Annotated in this window: 17 protein-coding genes; 7 read left to right on the top strand and 10 right to left on the bottom strand. The window is 72.8% G+C overall.

Annotation, left to right across the window (positions count from 1 at the left end):
• Window positions 1-129: 129 nt before the first annotated feature.
• Window positions 130-666: a hypothetical protein gene (locus ACZ60X_RS39865; RefSeq protein WP_469609857.1), complete on the bottom strand. Its 537-nt coding sequence runs from the start codon at window positions 664-666 to the stop codon at window positions 130-132.
• A gap of 429 nt (window positions 667-1,095) precedes the next feature.
• On the opposite strand from ACZ60X_RS39865, the gene ACZ60X_RS39860 reads away from it, so the two are divergent.
• The 4 genes from ACZ60X_RS39860 to ACZ60X_RS39845 all read left to right on the top strand — a co-directional run bounded on the left by ACZ60X_RS39860 (window position 1,096) and on the right by ACZ60X_RS39845 (window position 5,680).
• Complete coding sequence (locus tag ACZ60X_RS39860) at window positions 1,096-4,125, top strand: sensor histidine kinase (protein WP_469609855.1); 3,030 nt, start codon at window positions 1,096-1,098, stop codon at window positions 4,123-4,125.
• Complete coding sequence (locus tag ACZ60X_RS39855) at window positions 4,122-4,556, top strand: roadblock/LC7 domain-containing protein (RefSeq protein WP_469609851.1); 435 nt, start codon at window positions 4,122-4,124, stop codon at window positions 4,554-4,556. Before ACZ60X_RS39860 ends, ACZ60X_RS39855 begins: the two co-directional genes overlap by 4 nt.
• Window positions 4,557-4,565: 9 nt before the next feature.
• Window positions 4,566-4,961, top strand: coding sequence for a DUF742 domain-containing protein (locus ACZ60X_RS39850; protein WP_469609848.1), 396 nt, complete (start codon window positions 4,566-4,568; stop codon window positions 4,959-4,961).
• Window positions 4,962-5,074: 113 nt separating this feature from the next.
• Window positions 5,075-5,680, top strand: a complete 606-nt coding sequence (locus ACZ60X_RS39845) for a GTP-binding protein (protein ID WP_469609846.1) — start codon at window positions 5,075-5,077, stop codon at window positions 5,678-5,680.
• Window positions 5,681-6,249: 569 nt separating this feature from the next.
• On the opposite strand, the gene glpK is transcribed toward ACZ60X_RS39845, so the two are convergent.
• From glpK to ACZ60X_RS39820, 5 genes are all read right to left on the bottom strand, one after another.
• Window positions 6,250-7,788 (bottom strand): glycerol kinase GlpK, encoded by a 1,539-nt coding sequence (gene glpK, locus ACZ60X_RS39840; protein ID WP_469609843.1) that lies wholly within the window; start codon window positions 7,786-7,788, stop codon window positions 6,250-6,252.
• Between the two features lie 82 nt (window positions 7,789-7,870).
• Window positions 7,871-8,614 carry an MIP/aquaporin family protein gene (locus ACZ60X_RS39835; RefSeq protein WP_469609840.1) on the bottom strand — a complete coding sequence of 248 codons (744 nt, stop codon included), beginning with the start codon at window positions 8,612-8,614 and terminating at the stop codon, window positions 7,871-7,873.
• Window positions 8,615-8,952: 338 nt separating this feature from the next.
• Entirely contained in the window at window positions 8,953-10,605 is a 1,653-nt protein-coding gene (locus ACZ60X_RS39830) for an EAL domain-containing protein (RefSeq protein ID WP_469609838.1), read from the bottom strand.
• Window positions 10,606-10,740: 135 nt separating this feature from the next.
• On the bottom strand, window positions 10,741-11,931 hold the full coding sequence (locus ACZ60X_RS39825; protein WP_469609836.1) for a lipid-transfer protein: 1,191 nt from the start codon (window positions 11,929-11,931) through the stop codon (window positions 10,741-10,743).
• On the bottom strand, window positions 11,928-12,359 hold the full coding sequence (locus tag ACZ60X_RS39820; RefSeq protein ID WP_469610037.1) for a Zn-ribbon domain-containing OB-fold protein: 432 nt from the start codon (window positions 12,357-12,359) through the stop codon (window positions 11,928-11,930). Before ACZ60X_RS39820 ends, ACZ60X_RS39825 begins: the two co-directional genes overlap by 4 nt.
• A gap of 157 nt (window positions 12,360-12,516) precedes the next feature.
• On the opposite strand from ACZ60X_RS39820, the gene ACZ60X_RS39815 reads away from it, so the two are divergent.
• Window positions 12,517-13,053, top strand: coding sequence for an NUDIX domain-containing protein (locus ACZ60X_RS39815; protein ID WP_469609833.1), 537 nt, complete (start codon window positions 12,517-12,519; stop codon window positions 13,051-13,053).
• 10 nt (window positions 13,054-13,063) lie between these two features.
• On the opposite strand, the gene ACZ60X_RS39810 is transcribed toward ACZ60X_RS39815, so the two are convergent.
• Complete coding sequence (locus ACZ60X_RS39810; RefSeq protein ID WP_469609831.1) at window positions 13,064-15,424, bottom strand: glycoside hydrolase family 31 protein; 2,361 nt, start codon at window positions 15,422-15,424, stop codon at window positions 13,064-13,066.
• Between the two features lie 215 nt (window positions 15,425-15,639).
• On the opposite strand from ACZ60X_RS39810, the gene ACZ60X_RS39805 reads away from it, so the two are divergent.
• Both ACZ60X_RS39805 and ACZ60X_RS39800 read left to right on the top strand, forming a co-directional pair.
• A complete protein-coding gene (locus tag ACZ60X_RS39805) occupies window positions 15,640-17,607 on the top strand; it encodes an acetoacetate--CoA ligase (protein ID WP_469609829.1) in 1,968 nt (655 codons plus the stop codon).
• Between the two features lie 136 nt (window positions 17,608-17,743).
• On the top strand, window positions 17,744-18,637 hold the full coding sequence (locus tag ACZ60X_RS39800) for a hypothetical protein (RefSeq protein WP_469609826.1): 894 nt from the start codon (window positions 17,744-17,746) through the stop codon (window positions 18,635-18,637).
• 94 nt (window positions 18,638-18,731) lie between these two features.
• On the opposite strand, the gene ptsP is transcribed toward ACZ60X_RS39800, so the two are convergent.
• From ptsP to ACZ60X_RS39785, 3 genes are all read right to left on the bottom strand, one after another.
• On the bottom strand, window positions 18,732-20,402 hold the full coding sequence (gene ptsP, locus ACZ60X_RS39795; protein ID WP_469609824.1) for a phosphoenolpyruvate--protein phosphotransferase: 1,671 nt from the start codon (window positions 20,400-20,402) through the stop codon (window positions 18,732-18,734).
• Between the two features lie 77 nt (window positions 20,403-20,479).
• Window positions 20,480-20,929: a PTS sugar transporter subunit IIA gene (locus ACZ60X_RS39790; protein WP_469609821.1), complete on the bottom strand. Its 450-nt coding sequence runs from the start codon at window positions 20,927-20,929 to the stop codon at window positions 20,480-20,482.
• A 239-nt stretch (window positions 20,930-21,168) separates the two neighbouring features.
• Window positions 21,169-21,390 (bottom strand): hypothetical protein (locus ACZ60X_RS39785; RefSeq protein ID WP_469609818.1); only part of this gene is annotated, 222 nt, incomplete at its 5' end.

The raw sequence follows: 21,390 nt of genomic DNA, 5'->3' as shown, positions 1-21,390 counted from the left end.
GCGGGTGGCGGTTGGTGCGATCCGCAGACCGTGAGCGGGGCAGGCCCGGGCCGGCGGTGCCACAACCGGCCGATGCTGCCAGGCCGGGTCAGCGGTGTCACGACTGGTCGGCACCGACCGGCCCCCGGGTCAGGGGTGGGACAGCCGGCCGGCGCCGCCCGGCCCGGGTATCCGCTCCTGTTCGCGTACCCCGGCCCCCTCTCGGCGCCGGCGGGCTCGCCGCTCGCGGCGCAGGGCCCGGGCCGTGCTGCTCGGCTCGGAGACCACGCCGTACCGCTGGTTCCACACCTGGCGGGTGACCCACACGTCGACCACCGCCCAGGTGGCCACCACCGTGCTGGCCACGCTGCTGATCACCATGGGGAAGGCCAGCCAGGACCCGGCCATCGTGCACAGGAAGGCCACCATCGCCTGGATCAGCGTCACCGCGATGATCAGGAGCGCTCGCACCGCCGCCGTACGCACCGGATCGGGCATCGGATGCCGCTTGGCCGGCTCCTCGACCCACAACGGCCGGTAACCCGGCTGCCGTTCACCGCCCGCGGCCTCCCGAGCGCGTCCACGCGCCGGAATGTCGCGATCCGGATCCTCCTGTCCCCGTCGCGCCGCCGCCGAGCGCTCCGCCGCGCGCTCAACGGGCGCCTCGCGCTGCCCCGCCGTCCCCATCACCGTGTCACTCCCCACCGCCGGCAGACCGCTCGCCCCGGAGTACCAGGACTCCGACTCCCCAGTGGCTGCCCGGCTTGCGCAGTTTTACGCCGCCGGGATGCGGGATGCGGCACCTGTGGCCCATTCCGCCCCCCATTCCCGAAGGCTTCCCCTACTCAGGACGAACGAGATCGCGGGAAGATTCCCTCTCAGCGAAAAAAACCAGCCAAGTGACTGGCCGTGGCGCCCTGCTCGGCCCGCGACCGGCCCCCCGATCACGGGCGCAATCTCCCGCAATGCCCGGACAACTCGCCATGTCTCACCGCCGGAGCGGAAGTTCGCCCTCCGGACATGTCTTCGAGTTAACTGTGAGGCGGTAGTAGGCTCGCGCCGTTTGATGACGCACATGTGCACCCCCGGCCGGCGGGGGTCGAGCTGGGGGAGGCCATGCGCTTTCGCGGGAAGTCGATCCGCCGGAAGATCGTGGCGCTGCTTCTCGTGCCGCTGGTGTCCCTGGCCGCCGTCTGGGGTTTCGGCACGGTGATCACCGGACGCGAAGTCGCTCGCCTGTTCCAGGCCGACGACGTCATCAAGCACATCGGCTATCCCACCGAGGACGCCGTTCGCGCACTGCAACAGGAACGCCGCCAGAGCCTCGTCTACCTCGCCGACCCGCGCGCCGCCGACGCGCTCACCGCGCTGGAGCGCACGCGCACCGCCGCGGACCGGGCGATCGGCAGGATCCGCCGGAACGCCGGGAACCACGGCACCGTCGACGGCATGGACGCGGCCGACCGCGATCGCCTCACCACCGTCCTGGACGGCTTCGGGGGCCTCGACTCCCTGCGCCGCGGCGTCGAGCAGCGCACGGTCGACCGGGCCCAGGCCCTCGACCTCTACAACCGCCTCGTCGATCCCTGCTACACGCTGCTCGACTCCCTCGACGGCGTGGACGACGTCGAACTGGACAAGCAGGCCCGCGCGCTGGTCAACGTCACCCGCGCGCGCGAGTTGCTCTCCCGCGAGGACGCCCTGCTCGGCTCCTCCCTCGTCGTCGGCCGGCTCACCCGCGACGAGACCCGGGACATCTCCGGCCTCGTCGCCCAGCGCACCCTCCTGTACGACATCAGCCTGCCGCTGCTGCCCGCCACCGAGCGCGAACGCTACGAACGGATCTGGAAGGACGCCACCACCGCCCCGCTGCGCACGGCGGAACAGTCCGTCATCGGCACCGGCGCCGTTATACCCCGCGACGTCACCGCCCAGAGCTGGGACTCCGCCGCGGCGGGCGTCCTGGACGAACTGGGTTCCCTCGACGACCAGGCCGGCGACCGCTTCCAGGCCCGTACCCGCCCCGTGGCCCTGACCGTCATCGCCCAGGCGGCCGTCGTGGGCCTCCTCGGCCTGATCGCCCTGCTGTTCTCGCTCGTCCTGTCCGTCCGGGTCGGCCGCGGCCTCATCCGCGACCTGCGCCAGCTGCGCCTGGAGGCCCACGAGGCCTCCGGGGTCCGGCTGCCCAGCGTGATGCGCCGGCTGTCCGCCGGCGAACAGGTCGACGTCGAGACGGAGGTGCCGCGTCTGGAATACGACAAGAACGAGGTCGGCGAGGTCGGCCAGGCCCTCAACACCCTCCAGCGCGCCGCCGTGGAGGCCGCCGTCAAGCAGGCCGAACTGCGCGCCGGTGTCTCCGAGGTGTTCGTCAACCTCGCCCGCCGCAGCCAGGTGCTGCTGCACAAACAGCTCACCCTCCTCGACACCATGGAGCGCCGGACCGAGGACACCGACGAACTCGCCGACCTCTTCCGCCTGGACCACCTCACCACCCGTATGCGCCGGCACGCCGAGGGCCTGGTGATCCTCTCCGGCGCAGCCCCGTCGCGGCAGTGGCGCCGCCCCGTGCAGCTCATGGACGTCGTCCGCGCCGCCGTCGCGGAGGTCGAGGACTACGAACGCGTCGAGGTACGGCGGCTGCCCCGGGTCGCCGTCACCGGCCCGGCCGTCGCCGACCTCACCCACCTCGTGGCCGAACTGCTGGAGAACGCCACGATGTTCTCGCCGCCGCACACCGCCGTCCAGGTCCTCGGCGAACGCGTCGCCAACGGCTTCACCCTGGAGATCCACGACCGCGGCCTCGGGATGACAGCCGAAGCGCTCCTGGACGCCAATCTGCGTCTCGCCGAGACCCCCGAGTTCGAGCTGTCCGACACCGACCGGCTCGGCCTCTTCGTGGTCAGCCGCCTCGCCCAGCGGCAGAACGTCCGCGTCTCCCTCCAGCCCTCGCCCTACGGCGGCACCACCGCCGTCGTGTTCATCCCCGACGCGCTGCTGAGCGACGACGTACCGGACACCAACGGCCTCGGCTTCCGCCTGGACCGGGACCGCCCGGCGAGGGACGGGGGGCAGGCGATCGGCCGGTCCCCGGCTCCGGTGCCGCTGCCAGGTCTGCAGACCTCCCTGCTGGACGGTCCCGTGGAGCTGGGAGCGCCGGTCGACCTCGACGCCCTCGACGACTTCCCGGGCATCCTGGGGGACGAGGACAGCGGGCGCGGCGGGCTGTTCCGCCACCGGCACACCCGCCCCCACGACGACGACCGGACGGACCCCCCGTCCGCCGGCCTCCTGCCGTCCGACCCGGCCGGCGACCGCGGCCCCGTACCGCTGCCGCGTCGTCAGACGCCCAAGCTGGTCAGCTCGCACGGCAAACCCGTCACCGACCAGCGCTCCCGACGCGACGACGCGGACCGGCAGTCCGCCGCAGGTTCCCGCCGCTCAGAGCAGGGGGCACTGGCCCCGCTGCCCACCCGGCGGCGCGGCGCGGCCGACCGCCGTACCGGCGAAGCCGCCGACCGCGTCGAGGACGGCGCACCGATCCGCCCCGGCGCCGCCGGTGACACGCCCGAGATCCCGGCGCTGCCCCGGCGCACCCGGCCCAGGCCGACCGCCGTGAACGACCCCCACGGCCCCCACGCCTCAGGCAGCGCGGACCGTCCTGACCGTCCCGGCGTCCCTGACAGATCTGGCGGCCCCGACGGCTCCGGCGGTACGTCCCCCTTCGCGGCAGCGGCGCGCTCGGGCAGCGGTACGCCCCTCCCCGCGGCCGACGCGCGCCCCCCTGCCACCGACGCCCGCCCGCCCGCCGCCGGCAGCCGCCCGCCCGCCGGCGACGCGTCCTCGCCGCGCGGCACTCCAGACCTCTCCACCGGTGAGGCGGCGGCCCGGCCGGCCGCGGCACCGGACGGCATCGGGCCGTTGCCCAGACGGGTGCGTCAGGCCAGCCTGGCCCCCCAGCTCAAGCAGGCCGCCACCGCACGACGCGCCGAACGGACGGGGCCGCCCGCCGATCGCGACGCGGAGGAGGTCCGCAGCCGGATGGCCTCGCTCCAGCGCGGCTGGCAGCGCGGCCGGGAGGAGAACGCCGCGGGCGACGAGTCCCAGAACGGCACAGCACCAGGAACGACTAAGGGGGACGGTCGATGACCGCACCGAAGGCCACCGGCCATACGGCGACGAACAAGGGGGAGCTGAACTGGCTCCTGGACGACCTGGTCGACCGGGTCGCCAGCATCCGCAAGGCCGTCATCCTGTCCGGCGACGGGCTTGCCGTCGGCGTGTCGAAGGACCTGACCAGGGAGGACGGCGAGCATCTGGCCGCCGTTGCGTCCGGCTTCCACAGCCTCGCCAAGGGCGTGGGCCGTCACTTCGACGCGGGCGGCGTCCGCCAGACCGTGGTCGAGCTGGACGACGCCTTCCTGTTCGTCACCGCCGCCGGGGACGGCAGCTGCCTCGCCGTCCTCTCCGCCGCCGACTCCGACGTCGGTCAGGTCGCCTACGAGATGACCCTGCTGGTCAAGCGGGTCGGTGTGCATCTGGGTACCTCCCCGCGCACCGATCTGCCCGCGGGCGGGTAGTGGGATGGCATGAGCGGAGACGGTCAGGGAAGAAGCCACTGGTTCGACGACGAGGCCGGGCCGGTCGTCCGCCCGTACGCCATGACACGCGGCCGGACCACGAGCCCGGCCCAGCACCGCCTCGATCTGATCGCGGTGGTCGTCGCGGAACCCGACGCGGGCGACCCGGAAGCGGATCCGACGCTGTCGCCCGAACACGTGGCGATCGTCGGCCTGTGCCGGGACGAGCCACAGTCGGTCGCCGAACTCGCCGCGGAGATCGACCTGCCGATCGGCGTGGTCCGGGTCCTCATCGGCGATCTCGTCCACGCCGAACTCGTCCACGTGTCCCGCCCGATACCCCCGGCCGAGTTGCCGGACGAGAGCATTCTGCGCGACGTGATCAGCGGCCTGCGGGCACTGTGACCGCAGCCCAGCCGCCTCACGCAGGTACGGGGCGGCACCCGATCGGGAATCACGCGGGCCTACCGCAGGACTTACGCAGGACATACGCAGGACGAAAGCAGGAGAAGAGACCGATGATCTTCGGGCGTTCTGAGCGCGGCAAGCCTCCGGTCGAGCCGGTCACGCTCAAGATCCTCGTGGCCGGCGGTTTCGGCGTGGGCAAGACGACCCTCGTCGGCGCGGTCAGCGAGATCAGGCCGCTGCGTACCGAGGAAGTGCTCACCGAGGCCGGACGCCCGGTCGACGACATCAGCGGGGTGGAGGGCAAGCACACCACCACCGTGGCCATGGACTTCGGCCGGATCACCCTGCGCGAGGACCTGGTGCTGTACCTGTTCGGCACGCCCGGCCAGGAGCGGTTCTGGTTCATGTGGGACGAGCTGTCCGAGGGCGCGCTCGGTGCCGTCGTGCTGGCCGACACCCGGCGCCTGGAGGACTGCTTCGCCGCCGTCGACTACTTCGAGCGGCGTGCCATCCCCTTCCTGGTCGGTGTCAACTGCTTCGAGGGGGCGGCCCGTTATCCGGCCGAGGCGGTACGGCAGGCCCTCGACCTGGACGACGACGTCCCCCTCGCCCTGTGCGACGCCCGGGACCGGCAATCCGTCAAGGAAGTACTCATCGGAGTCGTCCGGCACGCGATGCACCACGCGGCCGACCGCCGCCACGCCACTCTCGGCTGACCGGACACGAGCCGCCTCCTGTCCCGACTGCACGCCGGCCCGTCCCCGCCGGTCACCCGCGGTCCGCGCGGGCCCGGCCACCCCCACCGGCGCCGGCCACCCGCCGTGCCCGGCCGCCACCGCCTGTCATGAGGCCCGGCTGCGTGCCGTCCGCGGCTGCCCGCCGCCGACGTTCAGGCATCCGCCGGGCTCTGCCCCCTGCGGTCGGCGCCCGGCCACCTGCCATGGGTCCCGGCTGCCTGTCGGCGGTCGGGCTGCGCGCGGTCGCTGCTCGGGTGCCTGTCGTCGGCGTTGGTTGTTGGCTATCGGTGTTCGGGCTGCCGCCGGGGTCTGCCCCCTGGTCGGCGCCGGTCCTTTGCCATGGGGCCCGGCTGCCCACTGTCGCCGCCTCGCTGCCCGCCGCCCTGTCGGCCCACGCCCTGCCGCCTCACCGTCCGCGCCCCGCCGCCCGGCCTGCCCTCACCCTGCTCCCGCACACTCCCCCCACACGGCGACGGACACGGCCCGTACCCCCGCCGACCGGGGCACGGGCCGTGGTCCGGGGAGGAGCACGCGCGCGTACGGGAGTTCTACGCGCCGTCCCCGTCCACGGCGCCGCCCTCCTCCAGCCAGCCGAAGCTCTTCTCCACGGCCCGGCGCCAGTTGCGGTACTCCCGCTCACGCACCGACGCCTCCATCGCGGGCGTCCACTCCGCGTCCTCGCGCCAGTGCGACGTCAGCTCGTCGAGGTCGTTCCAGACGCCCGTCGCCAGGCCGGCCGCGTACGCCGCGCCCAGGCAGGTCGTCTCCGACACCCGCGGCCGGATCACCGGGACCCCGAGGACGTCCGCCTGGTGCTGCATGAGCAGGTTGTTCTTCGTCATGCCGCCGTCGACCTTCAGGGTGCTGATCCGCACCCCGGAGTCCTGGTACATGGCGTCCACGACCTCCCGCGTCTGCCAGCTCGTCGCCTCCAGCACCGCGCGGGCGAGGTGCGCCTTCGTGACGTACCGGGTGAGTCCCGTGACGACCCCGCGCGCGTCGGCGCGCCAGTACGGTGCGAACAGGCCGGAGAACGCGGGCACGATGTACGCGCCGCCGTTGTCCTCGACGCTCGCCGCCAGTGTCTCGATCTCGTCGGCGGTGCGGATGATCCCGAGCTGGTCGCGGAACCACTGCACGAGCGCGCCCGTGATGGCTATCGACCCCTCCAGGCAGTACACCGGCGCCTCGCCGCCGATCCTGTAGCCCACCGTCGTCAGCAGCCCGCTCTTCGACGGCACCGGCCGGTTGCCGGTGTTCAGCAGCAGAAAACTGCCGGTGCCGTACGTGTTCTTCGCGCTGCCCACGCCGTAGCAGGCCTGGCCGAACACGGCGGCCTGCTGGTCGCCCAGCGCTGCGGCCACGGGCACCCCGGCGAGCTGCCCGACCGCCGTGCCGTAGACCTCGGCGGAGGACCGGATCTCCGGCAGCATCGCCGCGGGGAGGCGCATGGCGGACAGGATGGCCGGGTCCCACTGGAGCGTGGCGAGATCCATGAGCAGGGTTCGCCCGGCGTTGGTGACGTCGGTGACGTGCCGGCCGCCGTCAGTGCCGCCGGTGAGGTTCCAGATCAGCCAGGAGTCGATCGTCCCGAACGCGATCTCGCCGCGCTCGGCCCGCTCCCGCAGACCGGGCACATGGTCCAGCAGCCACGCCGCCTTCGGCCCGGAGAAGTAGCTGGCGAGCGGCAGCCCCGTCCGCTCGCGGAAGCGGTCCTGGCCGTCCGCTCCGCCCAGTTCGACGCACAGCGCAGCGGTTCGGGTGTCCTGCCAGACGATCGCGTTGTGCACGGGCTTGCCCGTGGCCCGGTCCCACAGGACCGTCGTCTCACGCTGGTTGGTGATGCCGAGCGCGCTCACCTGGTCGGCGCGCAACCCGGCCTTGGCCAGCGCTCCGGCCACCACGGCCTGCACCTTGGCCCAGATCTCGGTCGCGTCGTGCTCCACCCAGCCCGGCTTGGGGAAGATCTGGCGGTGCTCACGCTGGTCGACGGCGACGATCGCGCCGCTGTGGTCGAAGACGATGCAGCGGCTGGACGTGGTGCCCTGGTCGATGGCGGCGACGTACTTCTCGGCGGTGTCCGTCATGGCAGTCCCTGGGTCGCTGGGTCGGATCACTGAGGGCGCGCGGGGGAGCGGAGCACGGCGTACGGGAGCGGGACGTGCGGGATCAGAAGGCCGCGTTGTAGACGAGGCCGGCGAGTGCCCCGCCGATCAGCGGGCCGACGACCGGGATCCAGGCGTAACCCCAGTCGGACGTGCCCTTGTGGGGGATCGGCAGAAGCGTGTGCACGATGCGCGGGCCGAGGTCGCGGGCCGGATTGATGGCGTAACCGGTGGGGCCGCCGAGGGAGAGCCCGATGCCGACGACGAGCAGCGAGACGATCAGCGCGGTGGAGCCGGACTGACCGAGCCCCTTGGTCAGCCCGAAGGCGAGGACGGGCAGGACGAGCGCCATGGTCGCGATGATCTCGGTGATCAGGTTCGCGACCGGATTGCGGAGTTCCGGGATGGTCGAGAAGACGCCCAGCGTCGGCACCGGCTCGTCGTCGGCGCCACCGCCCTCCTCGCGGACGTTGGCCTGGAACTGGGCGAGGTACACCAGATAGGCGAGTACGGCGCCGAGCATCGCGCCGACGAGCTGGCCCAGCAGATACACCCAGACCTTGCCCCATGCGCCGGTGTCGATGGCGATGCCGAGGGTGACCGCGGGATTGAGCTGGCCGCCGGAGAGGGGAGCGGCGGTGTACGCCCCCGCCAGCACCCCGAAGCCCCAGCCGAACGCGATGACGATCCAGCCCGCGGCCCGCGCTTTGGAGTGCCGGAGGGTGACGGCGGCGCAGACACCGGCACCGAACAGGATCAGGATCGCGGTTCCGATGACCTCGCCGACGAAAATGTGCCCGTTGCTCATGGCGGCTCCCTTGGCGCGGGTTGGGGGCGATCGGCCCCGGCCTTCCGTGCAGGAACGGTTCCCTTGGCGACTTCGGCCGACGGCGGGGAAGGCCCTGCGCCCCGCCCGGCGTCCGTGATGAGTGTGCCGTGGCGGCCGCGATCGCCGGCAGGGACGGCCCGTGGCGCAGGACAGCCCCATGGACAGTGCCTGATAACGCCGAGAATGTACGGCGATGTCGGCCGACACCGGGAAGTGTTCACCGGCGCCCCGGGGGCGTCAAGGTTGCCGACGGCGACGGTGACACGGACGCGCCCGCCGAACCGGGGCGCCCCAACGGCCGTGCGGCACGAGGCGGTTCACCGCCAGGGCTCGGCGGCCGCGCGTCCGGCCTGCGCCGTGGCCGCCCCGGTGTCCCCGCGCCGGACCTCGTGCCCGGCGGCCCCGGCACGCCCGAGCACCCAGCTCGCGCCGCGCAGCGCCTTGGCCGCCTTCTTCAGCGGCGCGAGGTGGGCCGCGGCCTGGCGGTGGTCGCCCACGCTGCCCGGGGCGCACACGACGGTCGCGAGGGAGAGTGTGACCGGCCGGTCACCCGCCGACCAGGGCGCGTCGAGCACGGTGGCGACCAGCGGATCGAGCGCCACCTCGTCGGCCAGCACCAGGAAGTCGTCCCCGCCGATGTGTCCCACGCGCGCGTGCCCCACGGCAGCCTGCTGGAGCGCGCGGCCCACCGATCGGATCAGTTCGTCGCCCGCGGCGAACCCGGCGCCGTCGTTGACCTGCTTGAAGTGGTCGATGTCCAGCCAGCTGAGCGCGAAGGACCGGCCGTCCGCGATCCATCGGTCCACCTCGGCCGTGATCGCGTCCGAACCGGGCAGCCGTGTCAGCGGATTGAGCCCGGCCGCCTCCTCCACCCGGCTCTCGGCCAGGGCCCGCACCAGGTCGGCGAGCCGTACGACGCCCACGCAGCGCTCGTACGCGTCGACCACCGCCACATCGTCGGAGGTCCGGTCCCGGCCGCCGACCGCGACCACGTCCAGCACCTCCCAGGCGGTGGCGTCCACCCCGACCGTGCGGGGCGCGTCGCCCAGCTTGAAGGCGGGCCGGTCGGCGTACAGGGCGTGCCCGTAGCGGGCGGACATCGACAGCAGGAAGCGCGAGCGGTGCACCGAGCGCACGGGCCGGCCGGCCTGGTCCACCAGCAGCACCCCGGAGACGTCCGGTGACCCGGTCAGCAGTGCCCGCACCTGCCCCGCCGACGCGGTCACCGGCAGCAGCGCGGCGGGGCGCACGAACTCCCGCACCGACGGCCCGGACCGGGGCACGGCCACGGCACCGGGGGAGCGCGGCGGAACGTACACGTCCACCGCGGGGATCCGGGCCGGCGGCGCGAACAGCTCGCCCTGGGCCAGCTGGGCGCCGGCCGACAGCGCGGCCGCACACTGCAGTTCGGTCTCGACCCCCTCCACCGCCACCAGCGCGCCCAACTCCTCGCACAGCGTCCGCATCGACCGCACCGCGGCGGGCCGGGCCAGCAGCGAGGCGTCGAGCTTGACGAGGTCGGGCGAGAGGTCGGTGAGCAGCCGCAGAGGTACGTCGCCGTCGCCGATGCCGTCCGCGCTGATCCGGAAGCCCTGTGCCCGCAGGGCCGCCACCGCCTCCAGCAGCGCCCGCTGCGGCACGTGCGTGTAGGGCGGGACGACGTCGAGCGTCACCTCCCAGGGCAGGCGCCCCGCCGCGCGCACGGCGTCGTGCAGCGGCGTGAGGCCGCCGAGGTCGGCGAGTGTGGCCGCGAAGACGTTCAGGTGCAGCGGCAGCAGCGTCTCCTTGCGCGTGGCCGCCCGCAGCGCCAACACCGTGAGCATGCCGTCGAGTTCGGGATCCCGGCGGGCCTCGGCGAGGACGTCGCCGGTCTCCGGGCGGGCGAGTGTCTCCAGTGCGGTGACCGCGCCGGTCCTGAGGTTGACCACCGGCTGGAAGGCGAAGCGGAGAGTGTCCGTCCAGGAGTGCACGGGAGCATGATGGCGCCGCCCGCGTACGCCCAGGCGCAGTTCATGAGACATTCACGCAGGATTCCGGGACGATCACCCAGCGTGGCGGCTCTCACGCTTCGCCGCGCGACCGGCAACGGCTCGGATCACCGCAGCTCATCTCACCGCGACCACCGACGAACCATGCCCGAACAGCCCCTGGTTGGCGCTGATCCCGACGCGCGCCCCGGCGACCTGACGATCGCCCGCGGCCCCTCTCAGCTGCCAGGTCAGCTCGCACACCTGGGCGATGGCCTGGGCCGGCACCGCCTCCCCGAAGGAGGCGAGTCCGCCGCTGGCGTTGACGGGTATCCGCCCGCCGACGGCCGTCGCGCCTTCCCGCAGGAGCTTCGCGCCCTCGCCTCCGCCGCACAGCCCCAGGTCCTCGTACCACTGCAACTCCAGCGCGGTGGACAGGTCGTAGACCTCGGCAAGCGACAGGTCCTCGGGGCCGATACCCGCCTCCTCGTAGGCGGCCTGGGCGATGGAGGCGCGGAACGTCCGGCCCGCGGGCTCCACCGCGACCGCCGAGTCGGTGGCGATCTCCGGCAGGTCCAGCACCGTGTTCGGGAAGTCGGGGGTCACCGTGGACACCGCGCGGATCCGCACCGGCCGTTCCACGCCGTGCCGTCGGGCGAAGCCGACGCTGGCGAGGACCAGGGCGGCGCCGCCGTCGGACGTGGCGCAGATGTCGAGCAGCCGCAGCGGATCGGCGACCACCGCGGACGCGGCGACCTCCTCGGCGGTGACCCGCCTCCGGTACCGGGCGTAGGGGTTGAGCGCGCCCATGGCGGCGTTCTTCACCTTGACCAGCGCGAAGTCCTCCGGTGTGTCCCCGTGCACCGCCATCCGCCGGCGTGCGTACAGCCCGAAGTACGCCGGGTTCGTCGCGCCCAGCACCCGGAACCGCAGCCAGTCCGGGTCGTCCGGCCGGTCCCCGCCCGCGGGCCGGAAGAACCCCTTGGGTGCGGCGTCGGCCCCCACCACGAGGACGGCCTCGGCGAGCCCGGCGAGGATCTGCGCCCGCGCGGCGGCGATCGCCTGCGCTCCCGACGCGCACGCCGCGTACACACTCCCCACCGTCGTCCCCTGCCAGCCCAGGGCCTTGGCGAACGTCGCCCCCGCGACGTACCCCGGATAGCCGCCCCGCACCGTGTCCGCGCCCACGATGGAGCCGATGTCCCGCCAGTCGACACCGGCGTCCGCGAGCGCCGCGCGGGCCGCCGCCGCCCCGTACTCCACGAAGGACCGCCCCCACTTGCCCCACGGGTGCATGCCCACGCCGAGCACCGCCACGTCCCTCGTCACGCCCTCACCCCCGTCGGCCGCCAGTGCCACGTCGTCCAGGTCGTCCCCGCGTCCGCGTCCTCGTCGAGCACTCCGGGGACGACCTCCACCTCCATGCCCACCGTCAGATCGGCGACGGTGACCTCGGGAGCCGCCTGGCCGAGCACCACCAGCCGCTCGGCCTCCAGCTCCACCGCGATCAACGCGTACGGCTCCCACGGAAGTTCCCGATTGCTCACATAGGGTGACGGTGGCCGATACCTGCTGTCTGTGTACGACCAGATACGACCCTTTCGTGACAGCGGGACCTCCTCCAGCGCGCCGCCGGCGCAGTGCGGGTTGCGGCAGTGGACGTCCTCACGCGGGAAGAACACCGACCCGCAGGACGAGCAGCGTGTGCCCAGCAGCCGGAAGCCGTCCCCCTCTCCGCCGAACCAGCCGGCGACCACGGGTGTGCGTGTGTGCGGCAAGGCCCCTCCCTCGCGGCAGAATCTGACGATGCGTCAGAAGTGTGCCACCGGCAGTCGGAAAAGGGCAGAGAGCCCGCACGAACGGAGGCACGCACTGGCGGAACCAGCCCTTCCTTCGATCGGATACAGTCCGCGCGTGTCCGAAACTCAACAACCCACTGCCAACTCCGCACCGGACTCCCACTGTTCGTGCTGCGGAGCGCCCTATGGAGAGGGCGTCACCGGCTGGCCGCGCACCTGTCCGTCCTGCGGAGGAGTCGCCTACCGCAACCCGCTGCCGGTCGCCATCGCACTCCAGCCCGTGTACGACACCCAGGGCACCGCCCTGATCGTCATCACCCGCACCGTCGCCCCCGCGCGCGGAGGCGTCGCCCTGCCCGGCGGCTACGTCGACGACCGCGAGGACTGGAAGCAGGCCGTCGTACGCGAACTCAAGGAGGAGACCGGCATCGACGCGGCCGCCCGCGACGTGCGGCTCGTGGACGCCATGAGCTCGCCCGACGGCCACCTGCTGCTCTTCGGCGCCCTCCCGGAACGCCCGGTCGACGGCCTGCCGCCCTCCGTTCCCACGGACGAGACCGAGGGCTGGCAGCTGCTGCGCAGGCCCGGGGACCTCGCCTTCCCGCTGCACACCGTGGCCGTACGGGCCTGGTTCGAGGGCCGGTACGTCTGAGCCGGCCGGCTCAGCCGAGCCCGCGCACCCGCACCGGGTACGGTGGCTCGACCGGACCGCCCTCCCCCTCGCGGGTGACCACCACCGTCCGGTCCCGCCGGCGGGCGACGTAGCGTTCCGTCTCCGGTTCGTCCCATCCGTCGCCCGCGTCCGGCACCACGACTCCGCCCCCGCTGCGGCCCCGCGCGGGCGCCCACACCTCCAGCTCCACACCCCCGTCGGCGCCCCGCACCGGAAGCACCGCTCCCGCGCGCGCGAGCACCGGTATCCGCGACAGCGGCGCGTCCACGAACACCTGGCCCGGCCCCTCGTACGCCCGCTCCGTCACCGTGTCGTACCAGCGGCCCCGCGGCAGCCGCACCGCACGCCGCTTCACACCCGGGTCCAGGACCGGCGCCACCAGCAGGGCGTCCCCGAGCAGAAACGCGTCCTCGCACTCGCGCAGCGCCCGGTCCTCCGGAGAGCCCCACCACACCGGCCGCGCGTACGGCGCGCCGGTCCGCCGGGCCAGCTGCGCCAGCGTCACCCAGTACGGCAGCAGCCGCCGCCGCTCCAGCAGCGCCACGCGCGCGTGCTCCAGCACCTCGGCCCCGAACTCCCACGGCTCCCTGCGCCCCGCCCGCACACTCGCGTGGGTCCGGAACAGCGGCAGATACGCGCCGAGCTGGAACCACCGCAGATACAGCTCGGGCGACGGGTTCCCGTCGAACCCGCCCACGTCGGGACCCGAGTACGGCACCCCGCACAGCCCGAGCCCCAGCACCAGCGACAGCGACGCCCGCAGCCCCGGCCAGTCCGTGGCCACGTCCCCCGACCAGGTGCCCCCGTAGCGCTGCAACCCCGCCCACCCCGAACGCGAGAAGACGAACGGCCGCTCCTCGGGCGACAGCCCGCGCAGCCCCTCGTACCCCGCCCGGGCCATGCACAACGCGTACACGTTGTGCGCCTCGCGATGGTCGCCGCCGCGCCCCTCCAGGCCATGCCGGGCCGAACGGGGCAGCGTCGGCTCACCGAAGGCGTGGAACGACGTCGGCTCGTTCATGTCGTGCCAGAACCCCGCGAAGCCCTGCCCCAGCCGCTCCGCGTACAGCCCGCCCCACCACTCCCGCACACGCGCGCGCGTGAAGTCCGGGAACACCGACTCCCCGGCCCACACCACCCCCCGCACCTCACGCCCCGAACCGTCGCGCACGAACGCGTCCACCGCCGAACCCGCGTCGTACACGGCGTTGCCCGGCCCCGCCTTCACGGCCGGATCCACGATCGACACCAGCCGGATCCCGTCCCGCCGCAGCTCCTCCGCCAGCACCGGCAGCTTGGGGAACCGCTCCTGGTCGACCGTGAACACCTGGTGCTCGTCGTAGTGGTCGATGTCCAGATGCACCGCGTCCAGCGGCAGACCGCGCTCCTGGTAGCCCGCCACGATCCGGCGCACCTCCTGCTCGCCGCCGAAGCCCCACCGCGCGTGATGGTGACCGAGCGCCCATGCCGGCGGCAGCGCCGGAGCCCCGGTCAGCGAGGCCCACGTGGCCAGCACGCGCGCGGGAGTTCCCACCATCACCCAGCAGCGCAGCGGACCGCCGTCCATCCGCACCTCGCACCGCCCCGCCCGGTCGTGCCCGGACCCGGCGCCCTCCTCGCCCTCCCGCAGCACCACCGTGCCGTCCCACGTGGTGTCGTGGAACACCAGATGCGTACCGGCGTCGGCCACCACGAGCTGAACCGGCATCGTCAGATACAGCGGATCCACCCCCGGCCCGAACGCCCGGCCCGGATCGGTGTTCCACAACCGGTACGAACCGCCCCGCAGCCGGGGCCCCGACGCCCGCCCGCCCAGACCGAAGAACCGGGCGTCCGCCGCCACCTCCGAGCGCTGCAGCCACCGCGCCGTCCCCCCGCCCACCGGCTCCCACCAGCGCGGCGGCAGATCATGCCGCAGAGTCACCCCGCCAGGGGTGCACACCTGCACCGCACCGTGCCGCGAGACGACGACCGTCACACGCTCGGCGACCACCCGCCAGCCACCGTCCTTGTCCGGCTCCAGCACCGCCCGCGGATCCGGCTCCGGACAGCTTCCCGCCAGCGCGTACGACGGCTCCGGGACGGCCCCGTCCCAGCCCCAGAACACCGCCCCGTTCACCGCCACCATGATCCGCAGCTCCGACCGGCCGAACCGGATCACACCACCCCCGGGCCCCGGCGCCGCACCCTCCACCCGCCCCGGGACTCGCGCCCGCTCGGCCCCCCGCCGCGGCAGCCCGGCGGCGTCGATCCGCCGCCTGCGCCACGCGGCACGTACGGTACGCAACCCCCGAGCCGCCCTCCCCGCACCGACCACACTCATCGAACGCACCAGGTCACGACCGTCCATGCTGCTCACCCTGCCACTGCGCGCCCCACACGCGCGTGTCGTTCAACTGCCGTTCACCTGTGCCTGGGCCACATCTTCACGACCCCGACTATGTGCGGTGAGGCCTGGTGTTGAAGTCGATCACATGGCATCGTCCCTGTCAGCCGCGTCACGCGCACACCCCAGCACGTGCGCGGGACCGACGCCCACGACGCGCACAGCCCGGGAGCCGCCCCATGTCGACCGCGAACCCCCAGCCGCTCTGGCAGCCCGATCCGCAGCGGATCGCCCAGGCCCGCATCACCCGGTTCCAGGCATGGGCCGCCGAGCACCACGGCGCCCCTGCCGACGGCGGCTACCCGGCCCTGCACCGGTGGTCCGTCGACCGGCTCGACACGTTCTGGAAAGCCGTCACCGAGTGGTTCGACGTACGGTTCTCGACCCCCTACGCGCGCGTGCTCGGCGACCGCTCCATGCCCGGCACCCAGTGGTTCCCCGGAGCCACCCTCAACTACGCCGAGCACGCCCTGCGCGCCGCCGCCGACCGCGCCGACGAGCCCGCCCTGCTCCACGTGGACGAGACCCACGAACCGCGCCCCGTGACCTGGGCCGAACTGCGCCGCCAGGTCGGCTCCCTCGCCGCCGAACTCCGCGCCCTCGGCGTCCGCCCCGGCGACCGCGTCAGCGGCTACCTCCCCAACATCCCCCAGGCCGTGGTCGCCCTCCTCGCCACGGCCGCCGTCGGCGCCGTCTGGACCTCCTGCGCCCCCGACTTCGGCGCCCGCAGCGTCCTCGACCGCTTCCAGCAGGTCGAACCCGTGGTCCTGTTCACCGTCGACGGCTACCGCTACGGCGGCAAGGAACACGACCGCCGCCAGACCGTCGCCGAACTCCGCCGCGAGCTGCCCACCCTGCGCGCCGTCGTCCACATCCCGCTCCTCGGCACCGAGGCCCCCGAGGGCGCGCTCGACTGGTCCGCCCTGACCACGGCCGACACCGAGCCCGTCTTCGAGCAGGTCCCCTTCGACCACCCCCTGTGGGTGCTCTACTCCTCCGGCACGACCGGGCTGCCCAAGGCCATCGTCCAGTCCCAGGGCGGCATCCTCGTCGAACACCTCAAACAGCTCGGCCTGCACTGCGACCTCGGCCCCGAGGACCGCTTCTTCTGGTACACCTCGACCGGCTGGATGATGTGGAACTTCCTCGTCTCCGGCCTCCTGACGGGCACCACGATCGTCCTGTACGACGGCAGTCCCGGCTACCCCGACACCGGCGCCCAGTGGCGCGTCGCCGAACGCACCCGGGCCACCCTCTACGGCACCTCGGCCGCCTATGTCATGGCCTGCCGCAAAGCCGGCGTCCACCCCGCGCGCGACCACGACCTGTCCACCGTGAAGTGCGTCGCCACCACCGGCTCGCCCCTGCCGCCCGACGGCTTCCGCTGGCTGCACGACGAGGTCCGCGGCGACCTGTGGATCGCGTCCGTCAGCGGCGGCACCGATGTCTGCTCCTGCTTCGCCGGAGCCGTCCCCACCCTGCCCGTGTACACCGGCGAGCTGCAGGCCCCCGGCCTCGGCACCGACCTGCAGGCCTGGGACCCCAGCGGCAACCCGGTCATCGACGAGGTGGGCGAGCTGGTCGTCACCAACCCCATGCCCTCCATGCCGATCCGCTTCTGGAACGACCCCGACGGCAGCCGCTACCACGACAGCTACTTCGACACCTACCCCGGCGTCTGGCGCCACGGCGACTGGATCACCCTCACCGCCCGCGGCACCGTGATCATCCACGGCCGCTCCGACTCCACCCTCAACCGGCAGGGCGTCCGCATGGGCTCCGCCGACATCTACGAGGTCGTCGAGCGCCTGCCCGAGATCAAGGAATCCCTCGTCATCGGCATCGAACAGCCGGACGGCGGTTACTGGATGCCCCTGTTCGTCCACCTCGCACCCGGCGCCACCCTCGACGACGCACTCCTGAACCGCATCAAGCAGGCCATCCGCGAACAACTCTCCCCGCGTCACGTCCCGGACGAGGTCATCGAGGTGCCCGGCGTCCCGCACACCCTCACCGGCAAACGCATCGAAGTCCCCGTCAAGCGACTCCTGCAGGGCACCCCCCTGGAGAAGGCGGTCAATCCCGGCTCCATCGACGACCTCGCCCTGCTCGCCTTCTACGAGGAACTCGCCCGCAAACGCGCCTGAACCGCACCCGCCGACCCCCGCCCCACCCGCGCGAACGACCGCACCGCTCGGCCACCGCCCACCGGCGGCACCCCTCGTTGTCAGTGCCGCCGGTTACGGTGAGTGAGCATTGATCGACGCGCACTTTGGGGGAATCATGGCGCACACCGACCACCGGACCATGCGACGCGTCCTGCGCCGCGAGATCGCCGGCACCATCGGCCTGCTCACCGACGAACACGACTTCCGCGCCATGCGGCGCTACCGCAGCTTCACCTTCGACGACCACACGACCTACCTCCAGCAGGTCGAGGCACTCCTGAAGACCCGCGCCGCCCAGGGCAGCCACACCACCCTCGCCCTGTTCGACCCCGAGGACTACGCCGCCTACTGCGCCGACACCGGCCTCGACCCGGAATCGGCGGCCAGCCGCACCAGGTTCACCGCCGAACTCGCGGCCACCGGCCCCACCATCCCCTACGACGGACGGCCCCTCGACACCCTCGTACCAGCCCTCGTGGACGAGGCCGTGCGCCAGGCCACCTGGGAATACGCCACCACCCTCCTCGCCCGCCTCGGCCCCTGCCCCACCTGCGGCGAGGACATCGGCAGGGCCGCCTTCACCCGCGCCTCCGACCTCGTGGTCCGCGTCCTCGACACCGCCCCGCCCGGCGACCGGCACCTCGTGGTCAGCGTCTACGGACCACCGGACACCCTCGTCTCCGTTCTGCACGCCGACCGTGACGGCGACGGCGGCACCCGCCTCGACGAGGCCGAGGCCCTGGAGTACACCAGCGTCCTCGCACTCGGCCTCGCCACCCGCAGCCCCGGCGGCCTCGTCATCCGCACGACCCGGCCCGAAGCGGCCGACCGTGTCTACGGCTGGCGACTGCGCGCCGGCGACTTCCAACCCCTGACCGCCGCGGAAGTATTCGACGCCTACTGCACCGACGTCGACTCCGGGGACCTCATCCCCCCGGAGTCCGGCGTCGACTACTGCGAGCCGCCCGACCTCGGAGCACCGAGCACACCCCCCGGCCACCACCACTGACCGCGCACGCACCGGACGCCGACACAGGCCAGGGGCGCCCCACCCACGGCGGGACGCCCCTGAACCCGACGCGCCGGACGCGCCGTCGACCTGACTACTCGCCGGACAGCACCGCCTGAGCGGCGCTGCGTGCCTCCTCGGCGCTGTCGGCGGCCCGAGCCGCCGCGGCGGCCCGCTCGCACTGTGCCAGCGTGTACTTCGCCAGCGTCGCCCGGACGTAAGGAATCGACGCCGCCCCCATGGACAGGGAGGTGACACCCAGACCGGTCAGCACACACGCCAGCAGCGGATCGGACGCGGCCTCACCGCACACACCGCAGCTCTTGCCCTCGGCCTTGGCCGCCTCCGCGGACAGCGCCACGAGGTCCAGCAGCGCCGGCTGCCACGGATCCTGGAGCCGGGACACTGCGCCCACCTGACGGTCGGCCGCGAAGGTGTACTGCGCCAGGTCATTGGTCCCCAGCGACAGGAACTCGACCTCCTGCAGGATCGAACGCGCCCGCAGCGCGGCCGACGGGATCTCGACCATCGCCCCGAACTTGGCCCGCAGCCCCGCCTCACGGCAGGCGTCCGCGAACGCCTTCGCGTCCGTGCGGTCCGCCACCATGGGTGCCATGACCTCGAGGTAGACGGGCAGTCCCTCGGCGGCCTTGGCCAGCGCGGTCAGCTGCGTGCGCAGGATCTCCGGGTGGTCCAGGAGCGTACGCAGACCCCGCACGCCGAGCGCGGGGTTCGGCTCGTCGGCCGGGGTCAGGAACTCCAGGGGCTTGTCCGCACCCGCGTCCAGCACGCGCACGACCACGCGCCCCTCGGGGAAGGCCTCCAGCACCTGCCGGTAGGCCTCCACCTGCTTCTCCTCGGAAGGAGCGTTCTTGCTGTCGTCCAGGAACAGGAACTCGGTACGGAACAGACCCACACCCTCGGCCCCGGCCTCCACCGCGGCCGGTACGTCCGCCGGACCGCCCACGTTTGCCAGCAGCGGCACCTTGTGCCCGTCCGCCGTCACACCCGGTCCGGTCGAAGCGGACAGCGCGGCCTTGCGCTCGGCAGCAGCGGCCTCCAGCTCGGCCTTCTTCGCCTCGCTCGGCTCCACGAAGACATCGCCGGTGCTGCCGTCCACGGCGACCACCGTGCCCTCGGCCAGCTCACCGGCACCGGGCAGCGCCACGACCGCCGGCACCCCCAGCGCCCGCGCCAGAATCGCGCTGTGGCTGGTCGGCCCGCCCTCCTCGGTCACGAAACCGAGCACCAGAGAGGGGTCCAGCAGAGCCGTGTCGGCGGGAGCCAGATCCCGGGCGACGAGCACATAGGGCTGGTCGCTGTCCGGTACACCCGGCATCGGAACGCCGAGCAGCCGGGCGACGATACGATTCCGCACGTCATCGAGGTCCGCCACGCGACCGGCGAGGTACTCACCGGCGCCGGCCAGCAGCTCCCGGTACGCCGCGAACGCGTCGTACACGGCACGCTCCGCGGTGCTGCCGACGGCGATCCGCCGGTCCACGTCGGCCATCAGCTCGGGGTCCTGCGCCATCATGGCCTGGGCCTCGAGCACGGCCTGGGCCTCGCCACCGGCCAGGTTGCCGCGCGCCATCAGATCAGCGGCAACGGCGTCCACGGCCTGCCGGGCCCGCCCCTGCTCCCGCTCGGCGTCCTCCGTGGGGATCTGCTTGGCCGGCGGTTCCAGTACCGCCGTACCCATGTGCCGGACCTCGCCGATGGCCACGCCATGGCTCACGCCCACGCCTCGCAGCGTTGTCTCCATCTCACCCGTCTCCGTAGTGCGGCGGGTCCCGCCGCCGCGATGGTTGTCCTGAACACCGCCCTGAAGCGGTACCGCCGTCAGTTCCAGGCGAAGAGGCTGTCGCCGGCCTTCACGTCACCGCTGTCACGGAGGTCGGAGAGGGACTCGGCGGTGGCTTCGAGCGCCACGACGGGGCAGACCGGCGACTTGCCGGCGGCCTCGACGGCGGCGGGGTTCCAGCGCACGACGGCCTGCCCGCGCGTCACGGTGTCGCCCTTGTTGACGAGCAGTTCGAAGCCCTCGCCGTTGAGCTGCACGGTGTCGATGCCGAGGTGGGTGAGCACGCCGTGCCCGTCCCCGTCGACCACGACGAACGCGTGCGGGTGGAGGGAAACGATGACGCCGTCCACGGGCGCGACGGCCTCGGAGGGCTCGCGCGCGGGGTCGATGGCGGTACCCGGGCCGACCATGGCCCCGGAGAAGACCGGATCCGGCACTGCGGCCAGTCCGATGGCGCGTCCGGCAAGAGGGGACGTCACGGTGGTCATGGGAAGCCTCCCAGAAGTGGAGCTGCTTACGGGCCGTCACTGCGTGTCCCGGACGGCACTGAGCAGCAGCGTATGTCATAGGAAGTTGGGGTTCCGTATGGAAGCTACCAGCTAGTGGTCTAGACCACCAACACCGCAGATTTGCACCCTCTTCCAGGCCCCGTGTACAGTCGTACTCCTGCTTGGGGCGGAGGGACGCGAAAGCGGCCACGCCCGGCAGACCCCAAACTCGTCAGATCCTATCTCTGGATCTCCTCCCGCATGTCTGCGGGAGGGTGGTCAGAGAGACGGAAAAACCCTGATAGAGTTTGAAACGCCGAAGGGAAGCCCGGAGGAAAGCCCGAGAGGGTGAGTACAAAGGAAGCTACCGTTCCTTGAGAACTCAACAGCGTGCCAAAAGTCAACGCCAGATATGTTGATACCCCGTCCGTCGGAAACATTCCGATGGTCGAGGTTCCTTT

This window comes from Streptomyces sp. NPDC104106, assembly GCF_055584345.1.
This window is presented reverse-complemented; position numbering and strand designations above follow the sequence as displayed.

Excerpts from the sequence above, each read along its gene's own strand:
- ACZ60X_RS39865 (WP_469609857.1), bottom strand. The coding sequence starts at position 666 with ATGGGGACGGCGGGGCAGCGCGAGGCGCCCGTTGAGCGCGCGGCGGAG.
- ACZ60X_RS39860 (WP_469609855.1), top strand. The coding sequence starts at position 1,096 with ATGCGCTTTCGCGGGAAGTCGATCCGCCGGAAGATCGTGGCGCTGCTT.
- ACZ60X_RS39855 (WP_469609851.1), top strand. The coding sequence starts at position 4,122 with ATGACCGCACCGAAGGCCACCGGCCATACGGCGACGAACAAGGGGGAG.
- ACZ60X_RS39850 (WP_469609848.1), top strand. The coding sequence starts at position 4,566 with ATGAGCGGAGACGGTCAGGGAAGAAGCCACTGGTTCGACGACGAGGCC.
- ACZ60X_RS39845 (WP_469609846.1), top strand. The coding sequence starts at position 5,075 with ATGATCTTCGGGCGTTCTGAGCGCGGCAAGCCTCCGGTCGAGCCGGTC.
- glpK (WP_469609843.1), bottom strand. The coding sequence starts at position 7,788 with ATGACGGACACCGCCGAGAAGTACGTCGCCGCCATCGACCAGGGCACC.
- ACZ60X_RS39835 (WP_469609840.1), bottom strand. The coding sequence starts at position 8,614 with ATGAGCAACGGGCACATTTTCGTCGGCGAGGTCATCGGAACCGCGATC.
- ACZ60X_RS39810 (WP_469609831.1), bottom strand. The coding sequence starts at position 15,424 with ATGGACGGTCGTGACCTGGTGCGTTCGATGAGTGTGGTCGGTGCGGGG.
- ACZ60X_RS39805 (WP_469609829.1), top strand. The coding sequence starts at position 15,640 with ATGTCGACCGCGAACCCCCAGCCGCTCTGGCAGCCCGATCCGCAGCGG.
- ACZ60X_RS39800 (WP_469609826.1), top strand. The coding sequence starts at position 17,744 with ATGGCGCACACCGACCACCGGACCATGCGACGCGTCCTGCGCCGCGAG.
- ptsP (WP_469609824.1), bottom strand. The coding sequence starts at position 20,402 with ATGGAGACAACGCTGCGAGGCGTGGGCGTGAGCCATGGCGTGGCCATC.
- ACZ60X_RS39790 (WP_469609821.1), bottom strand. The coding sequence starts at position 20,929 with ATGACCACCGTGACGTCCCCTCTTGCCGGACGCGCCATCGGACTGGCC.